The organism is Natronoglycomyces albus (assembly GCF_016925535.1).
In the GTDB taxonomy this organism is placed as follows: Bacteria; Actinomycetota; Actinomycetes; order Mycobacteriales; family Micromonosporaceae; genus Natronoglycomyces; species Natronoglycomyces albus.
Window position 1 is genome coordinate 2,702,750 of sequence record NZ_CP070496.1, and the last position, 21,698, is coordinate 2,724,447.

At 61.1% G+C, this 21,698-nt stretch carries 19 protein-coding genes; 10 read left to right on the forward strand and 9 right to left on the reverse strand.

Features of this window, described 5'->3' with window-relative positions:
- Nucleotides 1-248 precede the first annotated feature (248 nt).
- Together JQS30_RS11545 and JQS30_RS11550 are read left to right on the forward strand one after the other, a co-directional pair.
- Nucleotides 249-1,169 (forward strand): ABC transporter ATP-binding protein, encoded by a 921-nt coding sequence (locus tag JQS30_RS11545; protein WP_213170416.1) that lies wholly within the window; start codon nucleotides 249-251, stop codon nucleotides 1,167-1,169.
- Nucleotides 1,166-2,218, forward strand: coding sequence for an ABC transporter permease (locus JQS30_RS11550; RefSeq protein WP_213170417.1), 1,053 nt, complete (start codon nucleotides 1,166-1,168; stop codon nucleotides 2,216-2,218). Before JQS30_RS11545 ends, JQS30_RS11550 begins: the two co-directional genes overlap by 4 nt.
- A 288-nt stretch (nucleotides 2,219-2,506) precedes the next feature.
- Here the strand turns inward: JQS30_RS11550 and JQS30_RS11555 are convergent, their stop codons facing one another.
- Nucleotides 2,507-2,863 carry a hypothetical protein gene (locus JQS30_RS11555; protein WP_213170418.1) on the reverse strand — a complete coding sequence of 119 codons (357 nt, stop codon included), beginning with the start codon at nucleotides 2,861-2,863 and terminating at the stop codon, nucleotides 2,507-2,509.
- Between the two features lie 202 nt (nucleotides 2,864-3,065).
- Here JQS30_RS11555 and JQS30_RS11560 point away from each other — a divergent pair, with 202 nt between their 5' ends.
- From JQS30_RS11560 to JQS30_RS11575, 4 genes are all read left to right on the forward strand, one after another.
- Nucleotides 3,066-3,896, forward strand: coding sequence for a helix-turn-helix domain-containing protein (locus tag JQS30_RS11560; protein ID WP_281398811.1), 831 nt, complete (start codon nucleotides 3,066-3,068; stop codon nucleotides 3,894-3,896).
- Entirely contained in the window at nucleotides 3,893-4,066 is a 174-nt protein-coding gene (locus tag JQS30_RS11565) for a DUF397 domain-containing protein (protein WP_213170420.1), read from the forward strand. The genes JQS30_RS11560 and JQS30_RS11565 overlap by 4 nt, the downstream gene beginning before the upstream one ends.
- Nucleotides 4,067-4,172: 106 nt before the next feature.
- On the forward strand, nucleotides 4,173-4,688 hold the full coding sequence (locus tag JQS30_RS11570; RefSeq protein ID WP_213170421.1) for an NUDIX hydrolase: 516 nt from the start codon (nucleotides 4,173-4,175) through the stop codon (nucleotides 4,686-4,688).
- Nucleotides 4,689-4,820: 132 nt separating this feature from the next.
- Nucleotides 4,821-5,726 carry an alpha/beta fold hydrolase gene (locus JQS30_RS11575; protein WP_213170422.1) on the forward strand — a complete coding sequence of 302 codons (906 nt, stop codon included), beginning with the start codon at nucleotides 4,821-4,823 and terminating at the stop codon, nucleotides 5,724-5,726.
- Here JQS30_RS11575 and rsmI read toward each other — a convergent pair.
- Entirely contained in the window at nucleotides 5,671-6,702 is a 1,032-nt protein-coding gene (gene rsmI, locus JQS30_RS11580) for a 16S rRNA (cytidine(1402)-2'-O)-methyltransferase (RefSeq protein ID WP_246497892.1), read from the reverse strand. The two genes, JQS30_RS11575 and rsmI, sit on opposite strands and share 56 nt — an antisense overlap.
- Nucleotides 6,703-6,866: 164 nt before the next feature.
- Here rsmI and JQS30_RS11585 point away from each other — a divergent pair, with 164 nt between their 5' ends.
- Nucleotides 6,867-7,514, forward strand: coding sequence for a restriction endonuclease (locus tag JQS30_RS11585; protein ID WP_213170423.1), 648 nt, complete (start codon nucleotides 6,867-6,869; stop codon nucleotides 7,512-7,514).
- A gap of 127 nt (nucleotides 7,515-7,641) precedes the next feature.
- Here JQS30_RS11585 and JQS30_RS11590 read toward each other — a convergent pair whose 3' ends face one another.
- The 3 genes from JQS30_RS11590 to JQS30_RS11600 all read right to left on the reverse strand — a co-directional run bounded on the left by JQS30_RS11590 (nucleotide 7,642) and on the right by JQS30_RS11600 (nucleotide 11,486).
- Entirely contained in the window at nucleotides 7,642-8,928 is a 1,287-nt protein-coding gene (locus tag JQS30_RS11590) for a S1C family serine protease (protein WP_213170424.1), read from the reverse strand.
- 96 nt (nucleotides 8,929-9,024) lie between these two features.
- On the reverse strand, nucleotides 9,025-10,728 hold the full coding sequence (locus JQS30_RS11595; RefSeq protein ID WP_213170425.1) for a sensor histidine kinase: 1,704 nt from the start codon (nucleotides 10,726-10,728) through the stop codon (nucleotides 9,025-9,027).
- A 44-nt stretch (nucleotides 10,729-10,772) separates the two neighbouring features.
- Nucleotides 10,773-11,486 carry a response regulator transcription factor gene (locus tag JQS30_RS11600; protein WP_213170426.1) on the reverse strand — a complete coding sequence of 238 codons (714 nt, stop codon included), beginning with the start codon at nucleotides 11,484-11,486 and terminating at the stop codon, nucleotides 10,773-10,775.
- A 193-nt stretch (nucleotides 11,487-11,679) separates the two neighbouring features.
- On the opposite strand from JQS30_RS11600, the gene JQS30_RS11605 reads away from it, so the two are divergent.
- Both JQS30_RS11605 and JQS30_RS11610 read left to right on the forward strand, forming a co-directional pair.
- Nucleotides 11,680-12,027: an STAS domain-containing protein gene (locus tag JQS30_RS11605; protein ID WP_213170427.1), complete on the forward strand. Its 348-nt coding sequence runs from the start codon at nucleotides 11,680-11,682 to the stop codon at nucleotides 12,025-12,027.
- A 605-nt stretch (nucleotides 12,028-12,632) separates the two neighbouring features.
- Nucleotides 12,633-16,307: a multifunctional oxoglutarate decarboxylase/oxoglutarate dehydrogenase thiamine pyrophosphate-binding subunit/dihydrolipoyllysine-residue succinyltransferase subunit gene (locus tag JQS30_RS11610; RefSeq protein WP_425498870.1), complete on the forward strand. Its 3,675-nt coding sequence runs from the start codon at nucleotides 12,633-12,635 to the stop codon at nucleotides 16,305-16,307.
- A 178-nt stretch (nucleotides 16,308-16,485) separates the two neighbouring features.
- Here JQS30_RS11610 and JQS30_RS11615 read toward each other — a convergent pair whose 3' ends face one another.
- The 3 genes from JQS30_RS11615 to JQS30_RS11625 form a co-directional block, all read right to left on the reverse strand.
- Complete coding sequence (locus JQS30_RS11615; RefSeq protein WP_213170429.1) at nucleotides 16,486-16,908, reverse strand: SH3 domain-containing protein; 423 nt, start codon at nucleotides 16,906-16,908, stop codon at nucleotides 16,486-16,488.
- Nucleotides 16,909-17,107: 199 nt separating this feature from the next.
- The gene (locus JQS30_RS11620) at nucleotides 17,108-18,079 is read right to left on the reverse strand and encodes a zinc-binding dehydrogenase (protein WP_213170430.1); all 972 of its coding nucleotides are present in this window, start codon (nucleotides 18,077-18,079) and stop codon (nucleotides 17,108-17,110) included.
- Between the two features lie 22 nt (nucleotides 18,080-18,101).
- A complete protein-coding gene (locus tag JQS30_RS11625; protein WP_213170431.1) occupies nucleotides 18,102-18,596 on the reverse strand; it encodes an AAA family ATPase in 495 nt (164 codons plus the stop codon).
- 513 nt (nucleotides 18,597-19,109) lie between these two features.
- Here JQS30_RS11625 and JQS30_RS11630 point away from each other — a divergent pair.
- Complete coding sequence (locus JQS30_RS11630; RefSeq protein WP_213170432.1) at nucleotides 19,110-19,541, forward strand: ATP-binding protein; 432 nt, start codon at nucleotides 19,110-19,112, stop codon at nucleotides 19,539-19,541.
- 695 nt (nucleotides 19,542-20,236) lie between these two features.
- On the opposite strand, the gene JQS30_RS11635 is transcribed toward JQS30_RS11630, so the two are convergent.
- Complete coding sequence (locus JQS30_RS11635) at nucleotides 20,237-20,491, reverse strand: WhiB family transcriptional regulator (protein ID WP_213170433.1); 255 nt, start codon at nucleotides 20,489-20,491, stop codon at nucleotides 20,237-20,239.
- Nucleotides 20,492-21,698: the final 1,207 nt, after the last annotated feature.

A 21,698-nucleotide genomic window follows, 5' to 3' on the forward strand; every position in this document is an offset into this window, starting at 1 on the left:
CTCGCGGCTGGTTTTCGAACTTATGCAACACGGGTGTGTTTTCGCTCATGTTTTCACGTCTGCGCGGCGCGCGTCGACGTACCGGACCCCAAGGGCACCGGTTCCCTTCTGGGCGCTACTGACACCACTGTGGCATGCCCATGCCCACGTCCAGGCAGCACTTGCGCCGACGAGTTGCTCCCCAGATGGAAGTCACGGCCATGGCCCTCGCGGCTGGGCTCAGGGCGGCAGGCGGCTACGGTGTTGGCATGTCTTTGGCTATTGAGGTCACTGACCTGCGTAAGGTGTTCACCGATCGACGCGCAGGCGACATAGTGGCCGTGGATGGTGCCTCGTTCAGCGTCGCCGAGGGAGAATTCTTCGGCATTCTCGGGCCCAACGGCGCGGGCAAGACCACCACTCTCGAAATCATCGAGGGGTTGCAGACACCCGACTCCGGCGGCGTGAAGGTACTCGGTCAGTCCCCCTGGCCGCATGACCCGAAGCTGATGCGGCGGTTCGGGGTGCAGTTGCAGGCCAGCTCGTTCTTCCCGTTCCTGAAAGTCGGGGAACAGATCAACGCCTTCGCCGAGCTGTATGGCGTCGGTGGCGAGCAGGCGGCGGCAACCCTTGAGCGAGTCGGTCTAACCGACAAGGCGAAGACTCTCACCAGCAAGCTTTCCGGTGGACAGGCACAACGCCTCTCGATCGCCTGCGCGCTAGTTCACGATCCGGAGTTGTTGTTTCTCGACGAGCCGAGCGGCCCACTGGACCCGCAAGCGCGGCGCAACCTGTGGGACGTGCTGCGCGACATCAACGCCGAGGGGCGCACCGTCGTGCTCACCACCCACTACATGGAGGAGGCCGAGGCGCTGTGCGACCGGGTGGCCATCATGGACTCCGGGCGCATCCTGGACGTTGACTCCCCAGCGAGCCTGGCGCGCGCGCTTGACGCGCCGACCCGGATCACCGTCGCTGCCGGACAGCTGTCCGGTGAACAGCGCCAGCAGCTGGCAAACGCCGGTGACGAGTTGAGCGGGCGCAACGGCGCCGAGATCATCTCAACGCGTGACCCGAAGCGAGTGCTAACCCAGCTCGCGAACTGGGAGGCCCTGGAGGATCTCTCGGTGCACACAGCGAATCTCGAAGACGTGTTCTTGGCTTTGACCGGACGGGAGTGGCGCGAGTGAGCAGTTACCTGAGCCTCTGTAAGGCGCAGTTGCGCGGATTCACCCGCGACCGATCGATGCTCTTCTTCACCATCTTGTTCCCGGTGATGTTCATGGTCATCTTTAACGGCTTCTACGGGGGGCAAGAGGAATCCACGCCCAGTGTGCTGGCCATCGGAGACGTGTCGGTGCTGGATCAGGCTGACGAAGACGAGTTCTCCATCTCCCAGGTGGACTCGCTGGATCAGGCCCGTGAGCTGCTAGCCGACGGCGACGCCCACGCGGCCGTGGAACAGACCGGCGAGGACCTCACCATCTATTACTCCGAGGCCAACCCGATCGCGGCCCAAGCGGCCATCGGCAGCTTGGAGGCGCTGGTCAACGCGTCGAACATCGCGCAGCTGTCCGCCGCCGCGCCCGATATCGAGATGGTCTCACCGCAGACCATCCCGGTCGAGGACGAAACGCTCTCACCCGTGCAGTTCCTGACGCCTGGCCTGTTGGCGTGGGCCATCGCCATTTCCGGCGTGTTTGGTGCGGCGGGCACCATCGTGGATTGGAAGCGCACGAAGCTGCTGCGGCGGCTTCGGCTCTCGCCTGCTCCTGTGACGACCGTGATGGGGGCGCGCATCAGCGTCAGCCTCATGATTGGGCTGCTGCAACTGGCGATCTTCCTCATCATGGCGACTGTGTTCTACGGGTTGCATCTGCCGACGTGGTGGTGGGTGTCGATACCGCTGGTGGTTCTGGCGAACATCTCGTTCCTGGCCATCGGGGTCGTCGTGGGGTCGATTGCCGAAACCGGACCCGGAGCCGCCGGTCTGAGCAACCTCATCGTCATGCCAATGGCGTTCGCCTCCGGGGCGTTCTTCCCGCTGTCACTGTCGCCGGACTGGCTGGCCACACTGTCGCTGCTGTCGCCCATGCGGTATCTCAACGAAGGCTTGCAAAAAGTCATGGTGCAGGGTGAGTCGCCCCTGTCGCTCGGCCCGCAAGTGGGGATGCTCCTGCTGTTCACAGTCGTCATTACCGCAATAGGCGTGAAGTTGTTCAAGTGGGAGCAGGTCTAGTCGCGCCCGAAGCGCCACGGTCCGCCGACGAGACCGGACTGAGAGTCCCCACGCAAGCGGTTCCGTGTCTGGACATAGATATGCCCGGGCGCGTCCTGTATGGGACCGGCGCGCCCGGGCGTTGGTATCTCACCGGGTCAGCCTGGCAGTTGGTGAGGACCAGTGTGGGGTCGGCGTCCGTCAATCCCCACCAGGTAGCGAGAAAACCTCGGTAATGACGGACGCCGACGGGTCCCGTGCGTATCGGAGGCTGGGGGGTCTTCAAGCCTCGGCACGCCCGGGAGTCTGTTAGCCCATCGGGCTGGCGGCTGAAGAACGCGAATTGGCGGGGCTTTCGGGGTTGGTCCGCCAGATGGTGAGCGCTTCGCGTTCGATCCATTCGCGCCACATTTCGCTGAAACGCAACCATTCACAAGACCAGTGGGTGACCGGGCCGGAGTGGCTGCGCAGTGCGGTCATGGTGCAGACCATCTCCGGGCGGCCATCGGCGTGGTCGATAAAGACATGCAACGTATTCGATTCCTGAGCATCATTAGACGTGACCACATAGGAGCGAACATCATCGGTAAAACGACCCCATTCCCGCTTGCCATGAAAGAAAAGCCACTCAAGCGCTCCGGATTTGGCAATCGTGTGCTCTTGCATTCTGAGTCCCCTTCGTAGCGAGCGATGCAAGTCAAGACTAGGTAACGTTTTGGCTGGTGGGAAGAGTGAAAGTTGCTGTCGCAGAATCCTGTCGTGCTATAGAGACAGGTTCTTGCGACAAGAAATCCGAACGCTGAAACACGACACTTATCGGTGAATGTCCTTGTATCCCTTGGAACTTGGCATAGGCCATAATGGCGAGATGAGCAGACCAACTTCATTTACTCAGTGGCGCATAGCATCGGCTATTCGGCGGCTTCGAGAAAACAAAGGGTGGACAGTGCGGGAGGCCGCCGCGAACATGGGAGTTCCCAAGGACGCGATCAACCACATTGAGAATCTTAGAGTTCAAAAGCCCAACCCGATGGTCGTCAGAGGGATGGCCGCCAAACTAGGAGCTGACGAAGAGGTGGCGCTGGAGCTAGAGGCGATGGCGAAGCAGTGTCGGAACCTTGATGCGACTGGGTGGTCCACTTCGTTGGAGTCAGTTCCGCACTGGTTCAAACCTGTGATGTCGATGGAGGCGGAAGCCGCCAGTCACCGAGCATTCTCTCTGAACGTAATCTACGGTTTGTTCCAGTCCGAAGGATACATGCGCGCGATGCTATCGCTCGATCCATCGCATCCTGAGGAAAAGATCGCCGAAAATCTCAACCTACGCCGCAACCGTCAACGAGACATCTTGGGTCATCCAGACGGCCCGCCCGATATGACGGTGCTTCTAAGCGAAGAGTGTCTGGCACGGGTCGAGCACGAAGACTTTTTCCAAGAGCAGGTCGAGCGGCTGCTTGAGCTTGACGACCTTCCTCAAATCGGGATCTTCATCCTGCCGTTCTCTGCTGGCCTGCACCAGTCAATCGACGATTCCTACACCATCTTCGGGTTCGAGGAACCTGACATGCAAGTCATCTACTTGGAAAGCCATCTGATTGGGCACTTCGAGACGGCAAAGAAGGAGGTTGAGCACTTCGGTAGGATGTTCACAGGCTCAATGGTGGCAGCAGTACCTCTAGGAAGAAGTAGATTCGTATGACTAATTGGCGTAAGTCCAGCCGCAGCAATTCCCAAGGTCAGCAGTGCGTTGAGGTCCGCTCTGGCCGCGTGGTGATGCAGCTGCGTGACAGCAAGCTTGGCGACGTCTCTCCGGTCTTCGATATGGCACCCGCCGAGTTCTCGACCTTTTTGAGCAGCCTTAAGCGCTAGATAGTATGGGCGCGTGGTTACTTCGCGGACGATGGCCAGAGGTTGCCTTTATCTAGACGTGATAGCAGAACCGGGCCGGTTTCCAACTAGCTGAGTTGGGAGAGTAGTGCGCTGGCGGGTCAACTCCAAGCGAACTTTATACCAGGACCAATGGGTCCACCTGCGCACAGCTGACGTTGAGCTGCCCGACGGCCGCCACCTAGATCACCGGCTCATCGAGACCGGCCCCGGAGTCGGCGCGGTGGTCGTGGTCGACCACAAAGTCTTGCTGCTGTGGCGGCATCGGTTCATCACCGACACCTGGGGCTGGGAAATCCCCCTCGGCGGCATTGAACCTGGCGAATCCGCCGAGGCCGCCGCCCGGCGCGAAGTCGAGGAAGAAACCGGCTGGCGCCCCACCGGAGCGTTGACCCCACTGACCTACACCCAGCCCTCACCCGGCCTCATCACCTCCGAACACCACATATTCAGGGCCGAGCAAGCCGAGCTCATCGGCGAACCTCGAGACTATTTCGAGTCCGAACGCATCGAATGGATACCCCTCACAGACGTTCGCCGACTCATCGACACCGGCGACATCACCGCCGCAACCACCCTCACCGTCCTGCTCTACCTCGCCTAGCGAGGTAGGCCAGCATTGGTTTAACCCTTGCCTCCAAACGACACGCGCACTCCGGCGCGTGTCGCGGAAATTCGTGCCCAAATCGTGACATTATGTCATTTCGCACAATTTCCGAGGAGGACTTTCATCCGCATGACTGTTCACAGTGCCGTCATCGAACCAGCGCCCCTGGCCGCCTCAACCTGCGAGGTCTCGGTGGCGACTCACTATTGGCAAGGTTACCGCTATTTCTCCCGCCGCCTGCGCTGCGCCAGCCCCCAGCTAGCACCCATCGTGCTCATCGGCGGAGCCTTTCAACGCAAAGAGGAATGGGGCCGTCTGGAGGCAGAGCTGGTGCGTGTCGCCGATGTCCTCAGCGTGGATCTGCCTGGCTGGGGCGCGGCCGATGACCTACCGGTTGGCTGTAGCGTCGACCTACTCGCCGAGGCCCTTGCCCATCTCATAGGCGACTTGGACATTGAGGCGGTCAACGTGTTCGGCGGCTCTTATGGCTCGGCCATCGCCTACCGCTTCGCTCGCCTCAATCCCACTCTGGCCAAGCGGATCGTGCTTCTTGGAACTGCCGGGTCTATACCCTCTTCGCTGCGCGAGGTGTCGCAGAAGTCGCTGACGATGCTGGAATCCGGCCCCCGGTCCGAATTCGCCGAAGCCGCCGTCACCTCACTTATGGCCAGTCCGCCAGGGGCCACAATCGTGCGTGGTCGGGCCGTACAGCGTCTCTTGCAGCGCCAGTTTTTGAACCTCAGCCCCGCCGACGTTGCCAAGTATCGTGCCAACACCGAGCGGCTACTGAGCGAACAGCTCATCGACACCACACAACCGCCCGCCCATCCGACGTTGGTCGTCGTTGGAGAGCATGACCGGCTCACCCCACCGGAGGGGGCGCGGGAAGTCGCCCAAGCATGCACCCAAGGTCAGCTGAGAGTCATCGCCGAGGCCAATCACTTGCTGCATCTACAACGCACCGGGGAGCTGGCCGAGCTCATGATGCGTTTCTACCAAGGTCACGACACCAGCGGCCTACCTTTCCTGCGGTGAGAAGGGCGCAACCGCACCCTGGTAACTGCGAGTCGGTCGACTTTTGCGCCAAAACGGCCCCGTACACGTCACGGCGGGACAGCCCGAACTTACTGGCCACCAGTTTCATCGCATCTTTGCGAGGCATTCCGTCGGCTTCGAGGCGTTCCACCTCCAATGCCAGGTTTTCACTAGTGGCCTCAGAGGCATCCGGGCCTTCCCAGCCAGCCACGACCAGGGTGATCTCCCCTAGCGGCGGTTGAGCCTCAACCCCGGAGAGCACTTCACCGATAGTTCCACGCCGGACTTCCTCATAGGTCTTGGTCAATTCCCGACACAGTGCGACCGGACGGTCAGCTCCGAACGCCTTCCCCATATCCGCCACAGTGGAGATTATCCGACGGGGAGACTCGAAGAAGACCATCGTGCGCGGTTCTTCGGCCAGCTCAGTGAACAGCCGGGTCCGTTCGCCAGCCTTACGCGGCACGAACCCCTCGAAGCTGAATCGGTCACACGGCAAGCCCGACAACGCCAGCGCGGTCGTTACCGCGCTGGGACCGGGCACCGCGGTCACCGCTATCTGGGCGTCAATGGCCGCGCGTACAAGGCGATACCCAGGGTCGGATACCGAGGGCATGCCACCGTCAGTAATGAGGACCAAGTGGGTGCCTTCGCGTAGCAGTTCGAGCAGTTCGGGGGTGCGGCGTGCCTCGTTTCCCTCGAAGTACGACACGATGCGCGCGTTCGTCTCCACGTGCAGGTCGGCCAACAGTCGCTTGAGCCGGCGCGTGTCTTCGGCCGCTATGACGTCGGCGGTGGCCAGTTGGGAGGCCAGGCGCGCCGAGGCGTCACCGGGGTTGCCCAAGGGGGCACCGAGCAGGACCAAGGTTCCAGTGGGTTGTTTTATCACCCGCCCAGTATCGGATACCCTGACCTCGGCCCGTACACCAGCGGCAAAATCGTCCGCATCGGTTTCATACGCCTTTTGCATCAACATGTGGCCTATGCAACGTGAGTACGCACATTGTCAGGTTGTCGACAGAACCTTGGACATGAGCCCCCAAACTTGAGAAAATGTGGTAACCCCAAGGCTACGCGTAGTAAAAGTTCATACGCCACAACAACAATCGACGATTCCAAGAGCTACCTCCGGAGGCAAGTGTGTCTATTGTGATACGTCTCGGCGTTGTCATTGGTGTTCTCGTTGGCCTCTACTTTGCCGTCGGATGGGTTGCCGCCAACTGGATCTGGTTTGCCAGCGCTGCGGCCGTCGTCGCCTCAACTCTTCTCGCCGCCTGGGTTCTGCTGCGTCGTCCCTCTGAGACGCCGGATCGGGCGGTCCTCGCCGCGCGCGAGGAAATCATGCATGATGTCGACCAAATGTCGGTGCCGGTGTTCGACGAGATGGTCACGAAGCTGTTGAAGCGATGTGAAGCTCGCAAGATCAAGAAGTTCGGCCACAAGGGATCGGATCTGGGCTGTTCGTTCGTCCTGACTATGTGCGATGGGCGGCGAGTCGTCGTTCGCTCTAAAAAGGACGACGGCACGATGCGGAAGCGGGGCGCTCGTCATATCCAAGCGCTGGGAGCCGAAACGAATCCGCGCTGGGAGGCGGACATGTCGGTCCTGGTCACCAACGCGGACCTGCATTGGTTGCGTTACGCGGGACGAAACAAGGCCTTGGCCTCACAATTGAACGTCACGCTGATGGACCGTAAGGGGCTCGCGGCATGGTTGACGACTGGCACCCCGCCCAAGGCGTTGCAATGTGAGCCCAAGGCTATAGCGGCGACCGCTTCCAGGCGCTAACTGACCCGACGACGTTGCCAGTGGGGCACGGCTGTTGCCGCGCCCCACTGGGGTCGCATAGTGGCGTTGGCACCAAGTTTTCACAACTTGCGTGGGGTATGGCCTCCAGGTGGAAGGCGATAGTGAGCTAGTTTCCGGCTTGCTGGGCGGCGATATCGATTCTCAGCGTGCCAGTGTCTCCGTCGCGCACGTATGTCACTTCCACGCTCTGCCCTGGCTCGGTACCGCTGACGTAGGTTCGCACGTCCGATCCGCGCAGGATGTCTTCTCCGTCAATGGCCACGATGATGTCTCCTGGCTCTAGTCCGGCCTCCGCGGCGGGGCCCTCGGGGTCCACACGCAAGACCATCGCGCCGTCTTCGACGTCGGCCACCGCCACTCCCATATAGGGCTGCTCGACCGAACCGGTCTCGATGATTTGGGAGGCCACATCGGCGGCCGTCTCAGAGGGGATGGCGAACCCCAGTCCGATGGAGCCGTGTTCGGTCGAGGCGATCGCGGTGTTGACACCGACCAGTTCCCCGTTTCCGTTGACCAACGCGCCTCCGGAGTTGCCCATATTGATCGCCGCGTCGGTTTGGATGAGGCCTTCCAGCGTCGTGGCACCTGCTGGCCCCTGCGGGGCATCGCCGCCGACGCTGATCGCCCGGTCCAACGCCGAGACGATTCCCGAGGTCACTGTCCCTTCCAAGCCCAATGGTGAGCCAATGGCGAGCACCAGGTCCCCCACTTGGATGCCGCTGGAATCACCGATCCTGATCGGTTGCAGGTCACTGGTGTTCTCCACTTGGATGACCGCCAAGTCCTGGCTGGGGTCGGCCCCCACCACCACCGCCTCATCGGTGCGGCCATCGGAGAATCGGACCGTTACGGAATCTGCCCCTGCCACGACGTGGTTATTGGTGATGATGTAGCCCTCATCGGAGTAAATGACACCCGATCCCTCACCGGAACCGGAAACTATGGCCACCACGCTAGGGCTGACGTCTGCCGCCACCGCGGCGATGGTGTCGTCGCTGACGGTCATCGACGGTGAGGCGACGACCTCGGTGCGGTCGGCCATGAAATAGCCAATCGCGCCGCCCACGCCACCGGCAAGCAATGCGATGACCAACGCCCCAGCCAGGAGCTTCCAACCCGACGGTTTGGTTGCCGCCGGTGGGCCTGCTGGTGGAGCGACGCCAGGCGGGACGTTGGCCGTGGCCATGGGGCCAGGCTGGACGTTGCCCGGTGGCACAGGAGGGACGGGCCCGCTGGCGGGTGCGCCATGGGTACTGCTGGGAACTACCGGATTCGCCGCGATGTTCTCGTTCGGTGGCTGGGGGTTTTCCGGCGGGTTCTCAGGGCTGTTTTCCCCGGTGGGCCCGCCTGGGTGGGGTTGTGGGGGTTGATTGTCCATTCCATTGTTCATCATGGAGTCAGCATGCCTCAGAAATTTGAGAAACCCCTGCAAAAAGCACTAAATGTCTCTGGGAAAATGGCGATCGGCACTGAAGTTATCAGCGGGTGTTTAGGAACCGCCGCCCCTAGTGGGCCCGTCGTCATCCGTTCGCGCAGAGGTTTCAGGTCGGTCATTGTCTTCGTCGGGGCCGCTTGGGGGGCCATCATGGCTTTCGCCCTCCCGATCGCCCTCGGATTCGGAGCCTGCGGGCCTATCGGTGGCTTCCGCGTTGGAGACGGGTGCCTCGGGCGTGCCAGGCACCGCGCCGAGGATGCTCTCAGGGCTCGAGGCCCCTGTTGGGCGGCTGGCGCCGCTTTGGTCGGCAAAGCCTAGCCGCACGGTGAATGTTGTTCCCTCTCCCTGTGTGGACTCGACTTGCACCGTACCTCCGTGGGCCCCCACCAGCGCGGCTACGATAGCCAGGCCCAAGCCGGTGCCTCGTTCGGCGTCTTTGGAGCCTTTGCGTCCAGCCCGAGTTCGTGACTCATCGGCTCGGTAGAAACGTTCGAAGACTCGATTGGCGACGTCGGTCTCCATCCCCGGTCCCGTGTCACTGACCTGCAATACCACGTCGGTGTCGTCGGCCCATAGTTTCACCGACACGCTAGTGCCGCTGGGAGTGTGCCGGACGGCGTTGGAGAGAAGGTTGTCGACCACTTGTCGCAGACGGTCTTGGTCGCCTAGGACCATGAACGGCCCGCCTTCGGCCGTCACGTCCCAGTTATGTCCACTATCGACAAGTTGCGCGGCCTGAATGGACTCGGTCGTGATACTCAAGAGATCCACCGGGCGCATCTGGAAGGGCCGTCGCTGATCCATGCGTGCCAACAACAACAAGTCCTCAACCAAGAGCCCCATGCGTTTGGCGTCGTCTTCGATACGGCGAATGTAGTCTTGCCGCTGTTCGGCGGCCAACTCAGGATTGGACCGACACAGTTCGGCATATCCCCTGATCGTGGTCAACGGTGTGCGCAGTTCGTGGGAGGCATCGGCGACAAATTCGCGCATGCGTTGCTCGGACGCCCGGGCCCGCTCCTCGGAGGCCTCGCTATTGCGAATGGAGCGTTCGATCTTGCGCAGCATCATGTTGATCGCCCAGCCCAAGCGACCGACCTCAGTGGCGGGATCACGCTCAGGGACTCGCCGCGAATAATTCCCCGCCGCGATCAGGGCCGCAGTGTGCTCAATGTCACGCAGTGGGTTCAAACTGGCGCGCACCAGACCCACACCGACGGCCGCAAGCCCTGCCAGCACTCCCACGGCGACCAGCAAGTTGATCCACACCAAACCAGCCACAGTGGAGTCAAACTGCTCGAGTCGGTAAGCCAACACCAAATAGCGTTGCGGCTCACCGTCGTTCTCGGCCAGCTCCGCGGCCAAGGAGCCCTCCGGGGGCCAGGCCTCGGCCAGCACCCGCCAACGCGCGTTTCCGTCAGCAGACAGGGCCGTGTAGGGCCGTCCAACGTTTTCTGAGACCTCCGCGTAGTCGATCGCGGGGCGGTTACTCGCATTGCCGGGCACAGTGAAGACCACCACCGGATTGGGGTAGTACAGGATCATGTATTCGCTGGGACGGTGCGGCTCCCGGTTGCCCTGCCCCACGGCGTCTTGAATTTCCTCGGCTTCAAAGTTGGCCAAGCGTTTATGCAGATCCGAATCCACCGTGTGCATGAAATAGGTGTGCAAGGCGACGATCGAAGACACGCTGATGAGAACGAGCGACCCGGCCACCAGGGCCAAGACAGCCGCCACTAGCCGCACGCGCAGAGGCATGCGGTCGAATTTGCGCCTTATGGCCTTCCAGGGCCGCCACTTACTCACCGATTGGGCTCCCGCAGCACGTAACCGATTCCGCGCAACGTCTGGATCAACTTGGGTTCAGCCGTGTCGATCTTGCGACGCAGATACGACACATAGGACTCGACGATGCCGTCGTCTCCGCGGAAGTCGTACCGCCACACGTGATCGAGGATTTGCGATTTCGACAGGACCCGACCAGCGTTGATCATGAAGTACTGCAACAGCTTGAACTCGGTGGGCGATAGTTGGATGGGTTTGCCCGCGCGCCACACTTCGTGAGTTTCCTCGTCCAACTCCAAGTCGGCGTATTGCAAACGAGCGGGGCGGGGCAGATCGCCCTGACTGCGGCGCAACACCGCACGGATGCGGGCGACGACCTCATCGAGGCTAAACGGCTTGGTTACGTAGTCGTCGCCGCCGACAGCCAAGCCCTTCACAGTGTCTTCTGTGGCGTCCCTCGCGGTGAGATATAGCACTGCGGTCGAATCGGATCCCGACCGTAGCCGTTTGACCACCTCGAAACCCTCCATATCGGGCAACATAACATCGAGAACCACCAGGTCAGGGCGGTGACGAGGCACTGCTTTGAGCGCTTCCTCCCCGGTCGTGGCGGTGTGGACCTCGAAGCCGGCGTAGCGCAAAGAGGTGGCGAGGAGCTCACAAATGTTCTCATCGTCCTCAACGACCAGAAGTGTGGCTTCGCTCTCGGTACGTGACGGTGATTGGGCCATAATCCCTATCTTTGCTCATCCAGACTGGGTTCTACCTGTGGGAACTCTGAGAATACGCCGAATGCCGCGCCACGCCCAACCCATGGGCGAGGCGCAATGAGACTGTCAATTGTCGTCTCGATCCGATAAGCTGAAAAGCCACCCGGGCACAATGCGCCTGTGGTGTCAGACAACCAGGGCGGGTAGGCAACTAATGACGCTGTCAATCGACACCAGCACTGCTGACAACGGAGACGTAACCATCACCTTGAGTGGCGAGGTAGATTACGCCACAGCTCCCAACATCCGGCAGACCATCACCGATCTGCTCGAATCCCAGTCCATCCCCACCATTCGCGTTGATGTCGCGAAGGTGACGGTGCTGGATTCGACCGGAATCGGCACCATCGTGGTCGCCTACCGGATTGCGCGGGACATGGGCGTTGCCCTGCGGGTAACCAACCCCAACCGGTTCGTCACCCGCCTGTTTGCAGTGGTCGGGGCCGAGGAGCTCCTCGAGGAGCCCACCGATACCTTTGCTAACACTGCAAAGACCAGCTAGTTCACTCAGACGTCGTCGCGATCTCCAGTTGACGCGCCCAAGCGCGATCTACTGGGTTTGTGGCGGCGTTTCTTTATGTGTCCGATCTCAAACGGACACGCCCGCAGGTGGGCGCCACCAAGGCGACCGCCCCTCGCGCTGTCCCCGACGACGCGCCAGCACAGTCGCCTTCTGCCTGACTTTTGTGGCCGCTACCCATTAACATTGACTCTTGGCCCTGTGGTGAGTTCCAAAGCCTGTGGTCGCCATCATCAATGCTGGCCCCGCGAGCAGGTCGAACAGTGGTGAAGGCCCGGATGGCAGCACGCCTAACCGGTGCCTACGCAGTGGTCGCGCACCTGGACAAGTTTCCCAAAACCGAACGAAGCCGGGCGAGTGCGCACATCGTGTCAGGTACCACTAGTGAGGTGCTCCGCAGGGGACCGCGCTCAACTACCAAACCGTTTTACGAGCCAGTAGGCTCATACCCTAAGGACAATACTGTCCACTCACGCAATGACGCATACAGAAGAGGCGATCTAGCCGTGGCGACTCCAGGCAGCACGTCAGCAGGTAATTCCAACCCGCTAGAAAATTTCGGACACAATGAGTGGCTGGTCGACGAGATGTACGAGCGTTATCTCGACGACCCCAATACCGTCAGCGCCGGATGGCGCGAATTTTTCGCCGATTACCGCAAGGGCGACACGACCAACAACAGCTCTAAACCAGCAGCGACAACGTCGGCGGGCTCCGAGTCCTCGGCGTCGGATGCGAAGAAACCTGCACCCCGGGCCAAGCAGGCCCCAGAGGCAACTCCCGCTGCCACGCCTCAACCGCGTACTCAGGCACCCACGGAGCCTAAGCCGACTGCCGACAATAAGAACCGACGCGCCAAGTCCGACCAGAAGCAGAAAGACAGCCTGAACGTGAACCAGCCGACGCCAGGGGTAAAGCCCCTCAAAGGCATCGCCGCCAAGGTCGCCAGCAACATGGACGCCTCCTTGGAGATCCCCACCGCCACCAGTGTCCGAGCGGTCCCTGCCAAGCTGCTCTTCGATAACCGGATCGTCCTGAACAATCACCTGCGTCGCGGCCGTGGCGGCAAGGTCTCCTTCACGCACCTCATCGGCTACGCGCTGGTCAAGGCCGCGCAGCTGCACCCGGGTATGAACAACTCATACCAGGTCATCGACGGTAAGCCACAGGTCGTAACGCCCGAACACATCAACTTGGGTCTCGCGATCGACCTGGCCAAGCCCGATGGTTCCCGCACCCTCGTGGTGCCCTCCATCAAGAACTGCGAAGACATGGACTTCCGCACCTTCTGGGGTGCGTATGAGGACCTGGTCCGCAAGGCTCGCAACAACAAGTTGACGATGGATGACCACACTGGGGCCACCTTCACGTTGACCAACCCCGGCGGCATCGGCACCGTCCACTCGGTGCCGCGCCTCATGAAGGGGCAAGGGCTCATCGTCGGAGTCGGCGCCATGGAGGTGCCCGCCGAATTCGCCGGAGCCTCCGACGAGACGCTGGCGGACCTAGGCGTCTCGAAGATCATGACGTTGACCTCGACATACGACCACCGCATCATTCAGGGCGCGGAATCGGGCGACTTCCTCAAGACCGTCCACCGTCTGCTGTTGGGCGAAGACAACTTCTTCGACGAGATCTTCACGTCGCTGAAGATCCCCTATGAGCCGGTGCGTTGGGTCCGCGACGTCGCCAAGACCTCCGAAGGTCAAATCGACAAAACCGCCCGGGTCATCGAGCTCATCCACGCCTACCGGGTACGCGGTCACCTCATGGCCGACACCAACCCGCTCGACCACGACTCGCGACACCACCCCGACCTGGACATCCTCTCGCACGGACTAACTCTGTGGGACTTGGACCGCACCTTCCCCGTGGGCGGATTCGCAGGGCAACAGCGCATGACGCTGCGCGACATCCTCGGAGTGCTGCGCGACACCTACTGTCGTCGAGTCGGCATCGAGTACATGCACATCCAGGACCCCGAAGAGCGCCAGTGGTTGCAAAAGCACATCGAGGTGCCTTTTAAGAAGCCTGATGTCACCGAACAAAAGCACATCCTGGGGCGCCTCAACGCCGCCGAAGCCTTCGAGACATTCCTGCAGACGAAGTTCGTCGGGCAGAAGCGCTTTTCCCTCGAAGGCGGCGAATCCCTGATTCCGCTGCTAGACCAGGTGCTCACCAATGCCGCTGACGAGTCGCTGGACGAAGTCGTTATCGGCATGCCGCACCGCGGGCGTCTCAACGTGCTGGCCAACATTGTCGACAAGCCGCTCAGCCAGATCTTCACCGAGTTCGAGGGGCACATGGACCCCAAGACCGTGCACGGCTCCGGCGACGTCAAGTACCACCTGGGCATGACCGGCGAGTTCCACACGCCCGACAGCCGTGCATCCACCACCGTGTCCGTGACGGCCAACCCATCGCACCTAGAGGCGGTCAACCCTGTCGCCGAGGGCATCGTGCGCGCCAAGCAGGACCGCCTCAACCTGGGCGAGGATGGCTTCACAGTGCTGCCGTTGCTCATTCACGGCGACGCGGCCTTCGCTGGGCAAGGCGTCGTGGCCGAGACACTGAACCTGTCTCAGCTGCGCGGCTACCGTACCGGCGGCACGGTCCACGTCATCGTCAACAACCAGGTTGGTTTCACCACCGCCCCGGCTCACTCCCGCTCCAGTCTGTACTGCACAGACGTCGCGCGTATGATCCAGGCCCCGATCTTCCACGTCAACGGAGACGACCCCGAAGCGGTCGTGCAGGTGGCGGCGCTCGCGTTCGCATACCGTCAGAAGTTCCGCAAGGACGTCGTCATCGACATGGTCTGCTACCGTCGGCGCGGACACAACGAGGGCGATGACCCGAAGATGACCAACCCGATGATGTACCAGGTCATCGACGAGAAGCGCTCGGTGCGCAAGCTCTACACCGAGGATCTGATCGGTCGGGGCGACATCACCATGGACGACGCCGAAGAGGCTCTCGCCGACTACCAGCAAAAGTTGGAGCGGGTATTCCACGACACCAAGGAAGCCCTATCGGGCCGAGCGGGGCCGGTGCCACAGCGCATCCAGACCACGCCGTACTCCGATGTCAACACCGCCACCGATGCCGAGACGATCGCGATGATCGGCAAGGCGCACACCACTTTGCCGGACGGATTCCGTCCCCACAAGGTGGTGCAGCGCATGCTGACCAAGCGCGCGGACATGGCGACCTCGGGCAATATCGACTGGGCGTTCGCGGAGATTCTCGCGTTCGGTTCGCTGGTCTCCCAAGGGGTTCCGGTTCGACTGGCCGGGCAGGACTCACGACGTGGCACGTTCGTGCAGCGTCACTCCGTCGTGGTCGACCAGGAGACTGACGCCGAGTACATGCCCATCGCGAACCTGGGCGAGAACATCGAGCGCTTCTTCGTGTACGACTCGCTACTTTCTGAGTTCGCGGCCTTGGGCTTCGAATACGGCTACGCGGTGGAAAACCCCGAAGCGCTCGTGCTGTGGGAAGGTCAGTTCGGCGACTTCGTCAACGGGGCCCAGTCCATCATCGACGAGTTCATCTCCTCGGGTGAGGCCAAGTGGGGCCAACGCTCCGGCGTCGTCATGTTGTTGCCGCACGGCCATGAGGGTGCTGGCCCCGACCACACGTCGGGGCGCATGGAGCGTTTCCTACAGCAGTGCGCTGAGGACAACATGCGCATCGCCAACTGCACGACCCCGGCGAACTACTTCCACCTGTTGCGCCGCCAAGCGCTGGACCCGGTCAAGAAGCCACTGGTTGTCTTCACTCCCAAGTCGCTGCTGCGTCACAAGAAGTGCGTCTCCGACGTCGAGGCGTTCACCTCAGGCTCTTTCCAGCCGGTGTTGTCCGACCCAGCCGTCACCGCTGGCACGGTGAAAGCCGAGAATGTCAAGCGGGTGCTGCTGTGTTCGGGCAAGGTCTACTACGACTTGGAGAAGGCGCGCGAGGAACGGGGCATCACTGACACGGCGATCATTCGCCTCGAACAGTTGTTCCCACTTCCAGTCGACCAGATCCGGTCGGCTCTGCAGTCGTTCCCCAACGCGGAGGACACCTGCTGGGTCCAAGAAGAACCAGCCAACCAGGGAGCCTGGCAATACATCGCGCTGAACCTGTTGGAAGACCTCGAAGGCGTGCATCTGCGCCGCATCTCCCGTCCGGCGGCGGCGGCCCCGGCGGCCGGTTCTGCCAAGGTCCACGAGATCGAGCAATCGTCGCTGATCGATGTGGCGCTGCCAAAGACCTAATCCCAGGCAGGGGCCGACACAAGTGTCAGCCCGGGATTGTCGCTAAAGACAGCGCGGAATTAATGGCTGTGGGCCCGTCCAAGTGGATGGGCCCACAGCCATTGTCCGTTGAATTGGTCTGAGAAACCCCTCGTCGCAGTGCCACCGGTGATGAGGAACGATGAGCGGTCGGGCAGCCCTATGGGGCTTCAAAGAGCCCCTGGCGTTGCAAGCACGAGGACAGGGCCCATCCTTGGCGATCGGCAAATGTCACCTTCACCCACTCATCTTCGAAACCTAGGCCAGCGCAGCCAAACGCGCGGTCGCCGGTTTGCGTCGTGCAGTCCCCTTGCACCTCATGACCGTGCGGAATGCGGCCCATCGTGTAGGCGACCATGCTCGGCTCTTCCCGAACGTTGGTTCCGAAGTATCCCTGTGCGATGTAGCTGCACAACGGAGGTAGCGTCTGCTCGGGAAAGTTCCCGAAGACGCCCTCGGCTGGCCGTTCCTCGTGAGCGAACGCGTTTCCGGCGATCAAACCGGCGAGAAATGCGCTACCGGCGGCGATGATGAGGAGACGCCGAACGAATCCGCGGCGCCTCGGTGGCGATGAATATGGCATTGCCCCTCCTGGTGTGGATGTCTCGACGCTGCGGTGAGATCGGCGTCGACAACCTCTCCTAGGATGGATGGCCACAGACCGGCATGAGCGGACAATGGCCTAAAGCCTTTGTCGCGTTACCGACATCGCAGTCTAGGGCCCAGAAATGGCGATAGAGACACGCTGGCAATGCCTCGCAGGCAGGTGCCGAAAATATCAGTCACGGCTCCACCACGACCTTTCCAAAGGCCTTCCCCGATTGCAGATGCCGCAGGGCCGATTCGGTCTCGCCCAAGGAAAAGCAACTATCGATGATCGGCTCGACGCCGTTTCGTTCGCAGAAATCCAACAGCTGCGACAGTTCCTCCAGGGTGCCCATGGTGGAGCCGATCAGTTCGATTTGGTGGAAGAACAGTCGCCGCAAGTCCACCTGCGCGCGATGGCCGCCGGTGACTCCACACAGCACGACCCGGCCACCCGGCTTCGCGCAATTGATCGAGTGGTTGAGTCCTTCTCCGGCAACGGAATCGACCACCACGTCCACCCGCCGTGGTAGATGCGCGCCAGGCTCGAAGGCCCGCGTCGCGCCAATCTGGAGGGCCCGGGCCCGGCGGGCGGCTGTTCGGCTCGTGACGTACACCGTCGCGCCCAGCGCCCGGGCCAGCACAATGGCGGCGGATGCCACTCCCCCACCCGCGCCCTGGACCAGCACGGTTCCGTCGCGAGCTGGCAGGCGCCCGCGAGTGGTGAGCATACGCCAGGCGGTCAGATAGGCTGCCGGAATGCAGGCCGCTTGCGCGAATGTCATTGCCGGGGGTTTACCAACCAGGTTGCGTTTCGGTGCCCATACGTACTCGGCGAGAGTCCCCGGGTATTTCTCGGACAGAAGAGTTCGCTGCGGGTCCATGGTCTCGTCACCGTCGCCTGCGGCGTGGTCGCCGATGACAGAGTGCACAATGACCTCCCGTCCCTCATCGGTGATTCCGGCAGCATCACAACCGAGGATCATGGGGCATTGGTCGGAGCCTAGACCGACTCCCGCGAGAGACCACAGGTCATGATGGTTCAGCGCGGCCGCCTTGACCTGGACCCGGACCCAGTCTTCAGGGACGGGTGGAGGATCGATCTGCGCGACGCTCAGCGCGGAAAACGGATTATCGGGGCAGGTGGTCCTAGCGAATGCGGCGAGCATTCTCCGAGACTAAATGGCTGGGCTACCCCGCCGAGCCGCGGCTGGCCTCCGCTATGACTTCAAGCTGATCCGCGACCTCACCCACAAAGACCTGGGTGTCGATCTCGTGGGTCGACGTCTGTCGCAGTAGCGGCTCCACGCTATCGATATAGCGCACGATCTCCTGGCGTTCGTCGGGGTTCTTGCCGTAATCATTGCCCGGTCGCGTTTCCACGCGTTCGAGCACGATCGCGGTGGGAGCGCTCAAGAGCACGACCGCATCGAACTTCGGATAGAACTGCCCTTGATTGGAAACACAGGCGGATACGTACAGATCGCCCTTTCTGTGGCCGTCCAAGAGCGCATTGATACGGTCTGGCCGCCACAGCTGTTCGGTCTCGCCATCCTGGGTGGGAACCGCTTCCTCAAATTCAGGGTGATAGTCGGTGTCCACCACGCGGTGACCACGGGAGGCGAGTTCGACCAGAACGGTGGACTTACCGGTACCGGACATTCCTGTCACCAATATTTTTGACATCTGCGGACGATAGCAACGGTGACCGACATTGTCGGCCACGGCGCATAGTCGCACATGCATTGTCACCAGAGGCCAACGATCAGGTTGCAAAACGACCGGGGCCAGTGTCGATATCCCGACACCAGTGCCTGCGGCGAGGGCAGTAACCGATGCCGCAGGACATCGTTTTGCCCAGTACAGGCGCTACCCGGGGGCGACTAGAACTGTTCGCAGAGCCCACTTCCCCCTCACCAGAAGCAATGATTAAGAATATGAGGAAAATGAACTTCGAGAATCAGGACGCGCGCACGCTCCCTAGCAGTAGCAATGACCGACCTTGCCCAGGTGCGGTAAAGTTCTCGCCTCACGAGGGCGAGGATGGAACGCGAAGCACGCTCAAACCTACTATGGTAGGGGGACATGATGTGGTCATGTCCCCCTATTCTTGATATATCTATTGAAACTGGGACAAGCCGGATTGATCGGGTTGTCCGCGAACGTACTCACGACGACAACGGAGGGGAGGCAACGGCAATGAAGACTGGCGACGATGTCTTGCTGTTGGAAGTCCCCTCGGGCAGTGAATACATGTCCGTGCTCCCCACGGCAACCGCTGGCGTGGCAACGCGACTAGGGTTCGGGCTAGCCGATATCGAGGACCTCCGGGCGGCTGTCAATGCCGCCGCGACCTTGTTGCTCGAGTCTTCCTCGGCAATTGGCACCACCCTGCGATGCCGACTAGAGGTATCGGCCACCGACCTCATGATCTCCATCGAAATGCCCGGCCGCCGCGAACTACCTAGTTCCTCGGCCTACCAGTGGCAAGTGTTGCAAGCTTTGGCGGGCGATGTCTCCACCGCAATTAGTGAAACCGAGACGCACATTCAGCTTCGGCAACCGCGCCCGCCCACCGAGGCCGATATGGACACACACCCCCATCAAGCCGCAGGCCCCTTCGTATATTGACCCCAGGCTTAAGCAAAACGCACTTTCGGCGCTTACGTCGGCTCGTCTATCTGCGTAAGCCTTGCCCCCGCGGCCTTGCTTTTGCACTCCTACCTAAGCCTCCCAGTACACCAGACGCACTCAGACCAGCATTGCGACTCCAACCGTTGGCTCGTCGGTACCGTTTGGACCACAACGTGAATCAAACCTGTGGGCGATCGGCTGGACTACTGAGATTTGCTCCACCTCACCGGCACCGCGAAGACCACACATCGCACGTACCTGGAACCAACCGCTGGCAATCCCGAGCGGCACCGGACCGGAGCCTGGTGAAGCGCAGCTTTTCCGTTCACCGCGAGACCATGGTGGTCCTCAAACAGGCAAAATTATGGCCCGGCATCGCTGCCGGGCCGGACGTACATTTCTGTACGGTGGTTTAGGGCGTGATTCCGTCTGGAATTCTGCCGCTCCTAGGCGGCCGCCCAAACCCATGTTTTGTTGTCGTGTTGGTGTTTTCGAGACTCGAAGTACAGTCCGCTTGGTGGGCTAGACCGTGGCGTCGCAGTCGCATTTAGGTGCTTGGTCAAAGTCGAAACTTAGACACTCGCTACCACGACTCCATCGTGCTTGGTTCCCGCTGAGAATGACGCGGCTTTCCTCGCCAATTCTCCACACGACCTGTGTGCACGAGGGCATTTGAGCCTACCCTTGGCGTGTTATGCCTGGACAGCGAGTGTACGCAGGCCACTGCGACGCTTGAGCTCACGGCGCTCGACTTCGCTTAGTCCGCCCCAGACTCCCGCGTCTTGGCCAGACTCAAGGGCCCACTGCAAGCACGACTCCGATACCGGGCAACGACCGCAGACAGCTTTGGCCTGCTGAATCTGACCCAGTGCCGGACCGGTGTCTCCAATCGGGAAGAACAGTTCCGGGTCTTCGTCTCGGCAAATAGCCCGGTGGCGCCAATCCATCAGTGCAACTCTCCTTGCTGAGTAAGTAAACCATTGCTTGGTTTTTTGTTTCCTTAGTGAACTGCGAGGGGCATAGAAAATGCCTCCGGGCAATCCGGCGAACCCGCATCGGCGCGTTCTTATCGTCTATTAGTTGTGGGCGTTAAGCCACCCTGGGCAACAGGTCGTGGATGGCTTCTACACCGCACGTATGAAACGTCCACTTCGAGTACCGCATGGCCGGGGGAACGCCGAGCCTGGCGTCGCCCAATAGGCGTGAGTGTCTTCGATTCCCTATCGGAAGCGAAACTCTAACCTCTTTGCACCAGTCGCATCAACTTTTACAGCGTGTCGCGTTTCTATCCTTCGGGTCCGCCACCAGATTCAACCTTGAAGGCCTGGTAGAGACCCTGCAACACGCCCAAGTACCACCTTGTGAATACTTTCACAAGGGCGCGGTTTGTTCAAGAGGTTCAGACCCAGAATCTTGTCCGGAGTGAGTGAACTCACCGGGCAGGTCCACAAGTGGTCATTACTTGTCAGTCCCTGGATCACAATCCCAGCCTCTAATTGAAGCTTAACGATGATTCCGCTCAGTGACCGCTCGATTGAGCAAAGTCACTAAGGCCCACCTCTCGAATTTCCACCCACCTCCCGACACATTCGTCGGGGCTGGAAGTGAAACCCGCGTTACCAATTCGCAATCGTTATGCCGCAGCCGAACCGGCGATGTACCTAACAGTTGGTTGACAAACAGTCAATCAAACTGTCATCCCACCGCTGCCGAAACAGACAAATGAGAAATAGGAGTAGGTCAGTGATTCCGAAGGTCGCAACCTTTTCAGGGAACCAAGAGCCGCGATCGCCTTGTGAGGCACGTTGCCCATAGGTTCCAATGAAGTTGGCGACCGCACCGCGTTTCCCTGTTCGCCGGTAGGCGAATCGTAAAAACCGGTCGGTGATTCACCGCCTTAACGCCAGCCCACCTCAGCTGCGCCATCAGACCGCTGGGCACTCGTGGAAAACTCCACGAGCCGCACCCACGCTCAGGTGTACCAGAGCAACTCGAACAACGATTCACGTCGCTGACGTGTGTGCCCACCGTGCTGTGAACACGACGCCCACGAATAACGTCTTGGAACTGCTGCGCTGAGAACACCACGCGAGACAACTCATCGAGACGCCATCTCGCAAACTGCATTGGGAGCGACCACAGAGAACCTGGGTC

Bases quoted from the DNA above. Each gene is read 5' to 3' on its own strand.
- JQS30_RS11575 (WP_213170422.1), top strand. From the start codon at position 4,821: ATGACTGTTCACAGTGCCGTCATCGAACCAGCGCCCCTGGCCGCCTCA.
- rsmI (WP_246497892.1), bottom strand. From the start codon at position 6,702: ATGTTGATGCAAAAGGCGTATGAAACCGATGCGGACGATTTTGCCGCT.
- JQS30_RS11630 (WP_213170432.1), top strand. From the start codon at position 19,110: ATGAAGACTGGCGACGATGTCTTGCTGTTGGAAGTCCCCTCGGGCAGT.
- JQS30_RS11555 (WP_213170418.1), bottom strand. From the start codon at position 2,863: ATGCAAGAGCACACGATTGCCAAATCCGGAGCGCTTGAGTGGCTTTTC.
- JQS30_RS11600 (WP_213170426.1), bottom strand. From the start codon at position 11,486: ATGGCCCAATCACCGTCACGTACCGAGAGCGAAGCCACACTTCTGGTC.
- JQS30_RS11595 (WP_213170425.1), bottom strand. From the start codon at position 10,728: ATGCCTCTGCGCGTGCGGCTAGTGGCGGCTGTCTTGGCCCTGGTGGCC.
- JQS30_RS11605 (WP_213170427.1), top strand. From the start codon at position 11,680: ATGACGCTGTCAATCGACACCAGCACTGCTGACAACGGAGACGTAACC.
- JQS30_RS11625 (WP_213170431.1), bottom strand. From the start codon at position 18,596: ATGTCAAAAATATTGGTGACAGGAATGTCCGGTACCGGTAAGTCCACC.
- JQS30_RS11590 (WP_213170424.1), bottom strand. From the start codon at position 8,928: ATGATGAACAATGGAATGGACAATCAACCCCCACAACCCCACCCAGGC.
- JQS30_RS11635 (WP_213170433.1), bottom strand. From the start codon at position 20,491: ATGGATTGGCGCCACCGGGCTATTTGCCGAGACGAAGACCCGGAACTG.
- JQS30_RS11545 (WP_213170416.1), top strand. From the start codon at position 249: ATGTCTTTGGCTATTGAGGTCACTGACCTGCGTAAGGTGTTCACCGAT.
- JQS30_RS11620 (WP_213170430.1), bottom strand. From the start codon at position 18,079: ATGCTCGCCGCATTCGCTAGGACCACCTGCCCCGATAATCCGTTTTCC.
- JQS30_RS11615 (WP_213170429.1), bottom strand. From the start codon at position 16,908: ATGCCATATTCATCGCCACCGAGGCGCCGCGGATTCGTTCGGCGTCTC.
- JQS30_RS11560 (WP_281398811.1), top strand. From the start codon at position 3,066: ATGAGCAGACCAACTTCATTTACTCAGTGGCGCATAGCATCGGCTATT.
- JQS30_RS11565 (WP_213170420.1), top strand. From the start codon at position 3,893: ATGACTAATTGGCGTAAGTCCAGCCGCAGCAATTCCCAAGGTCAGCAG.
- JQS30_RS11610 (WP_425498870.1), top strand. From the start codon at position 12,633: ATGTACGAGCGTTATCTCGACGACCCCAATACCGTCAGCGCCGGATGG.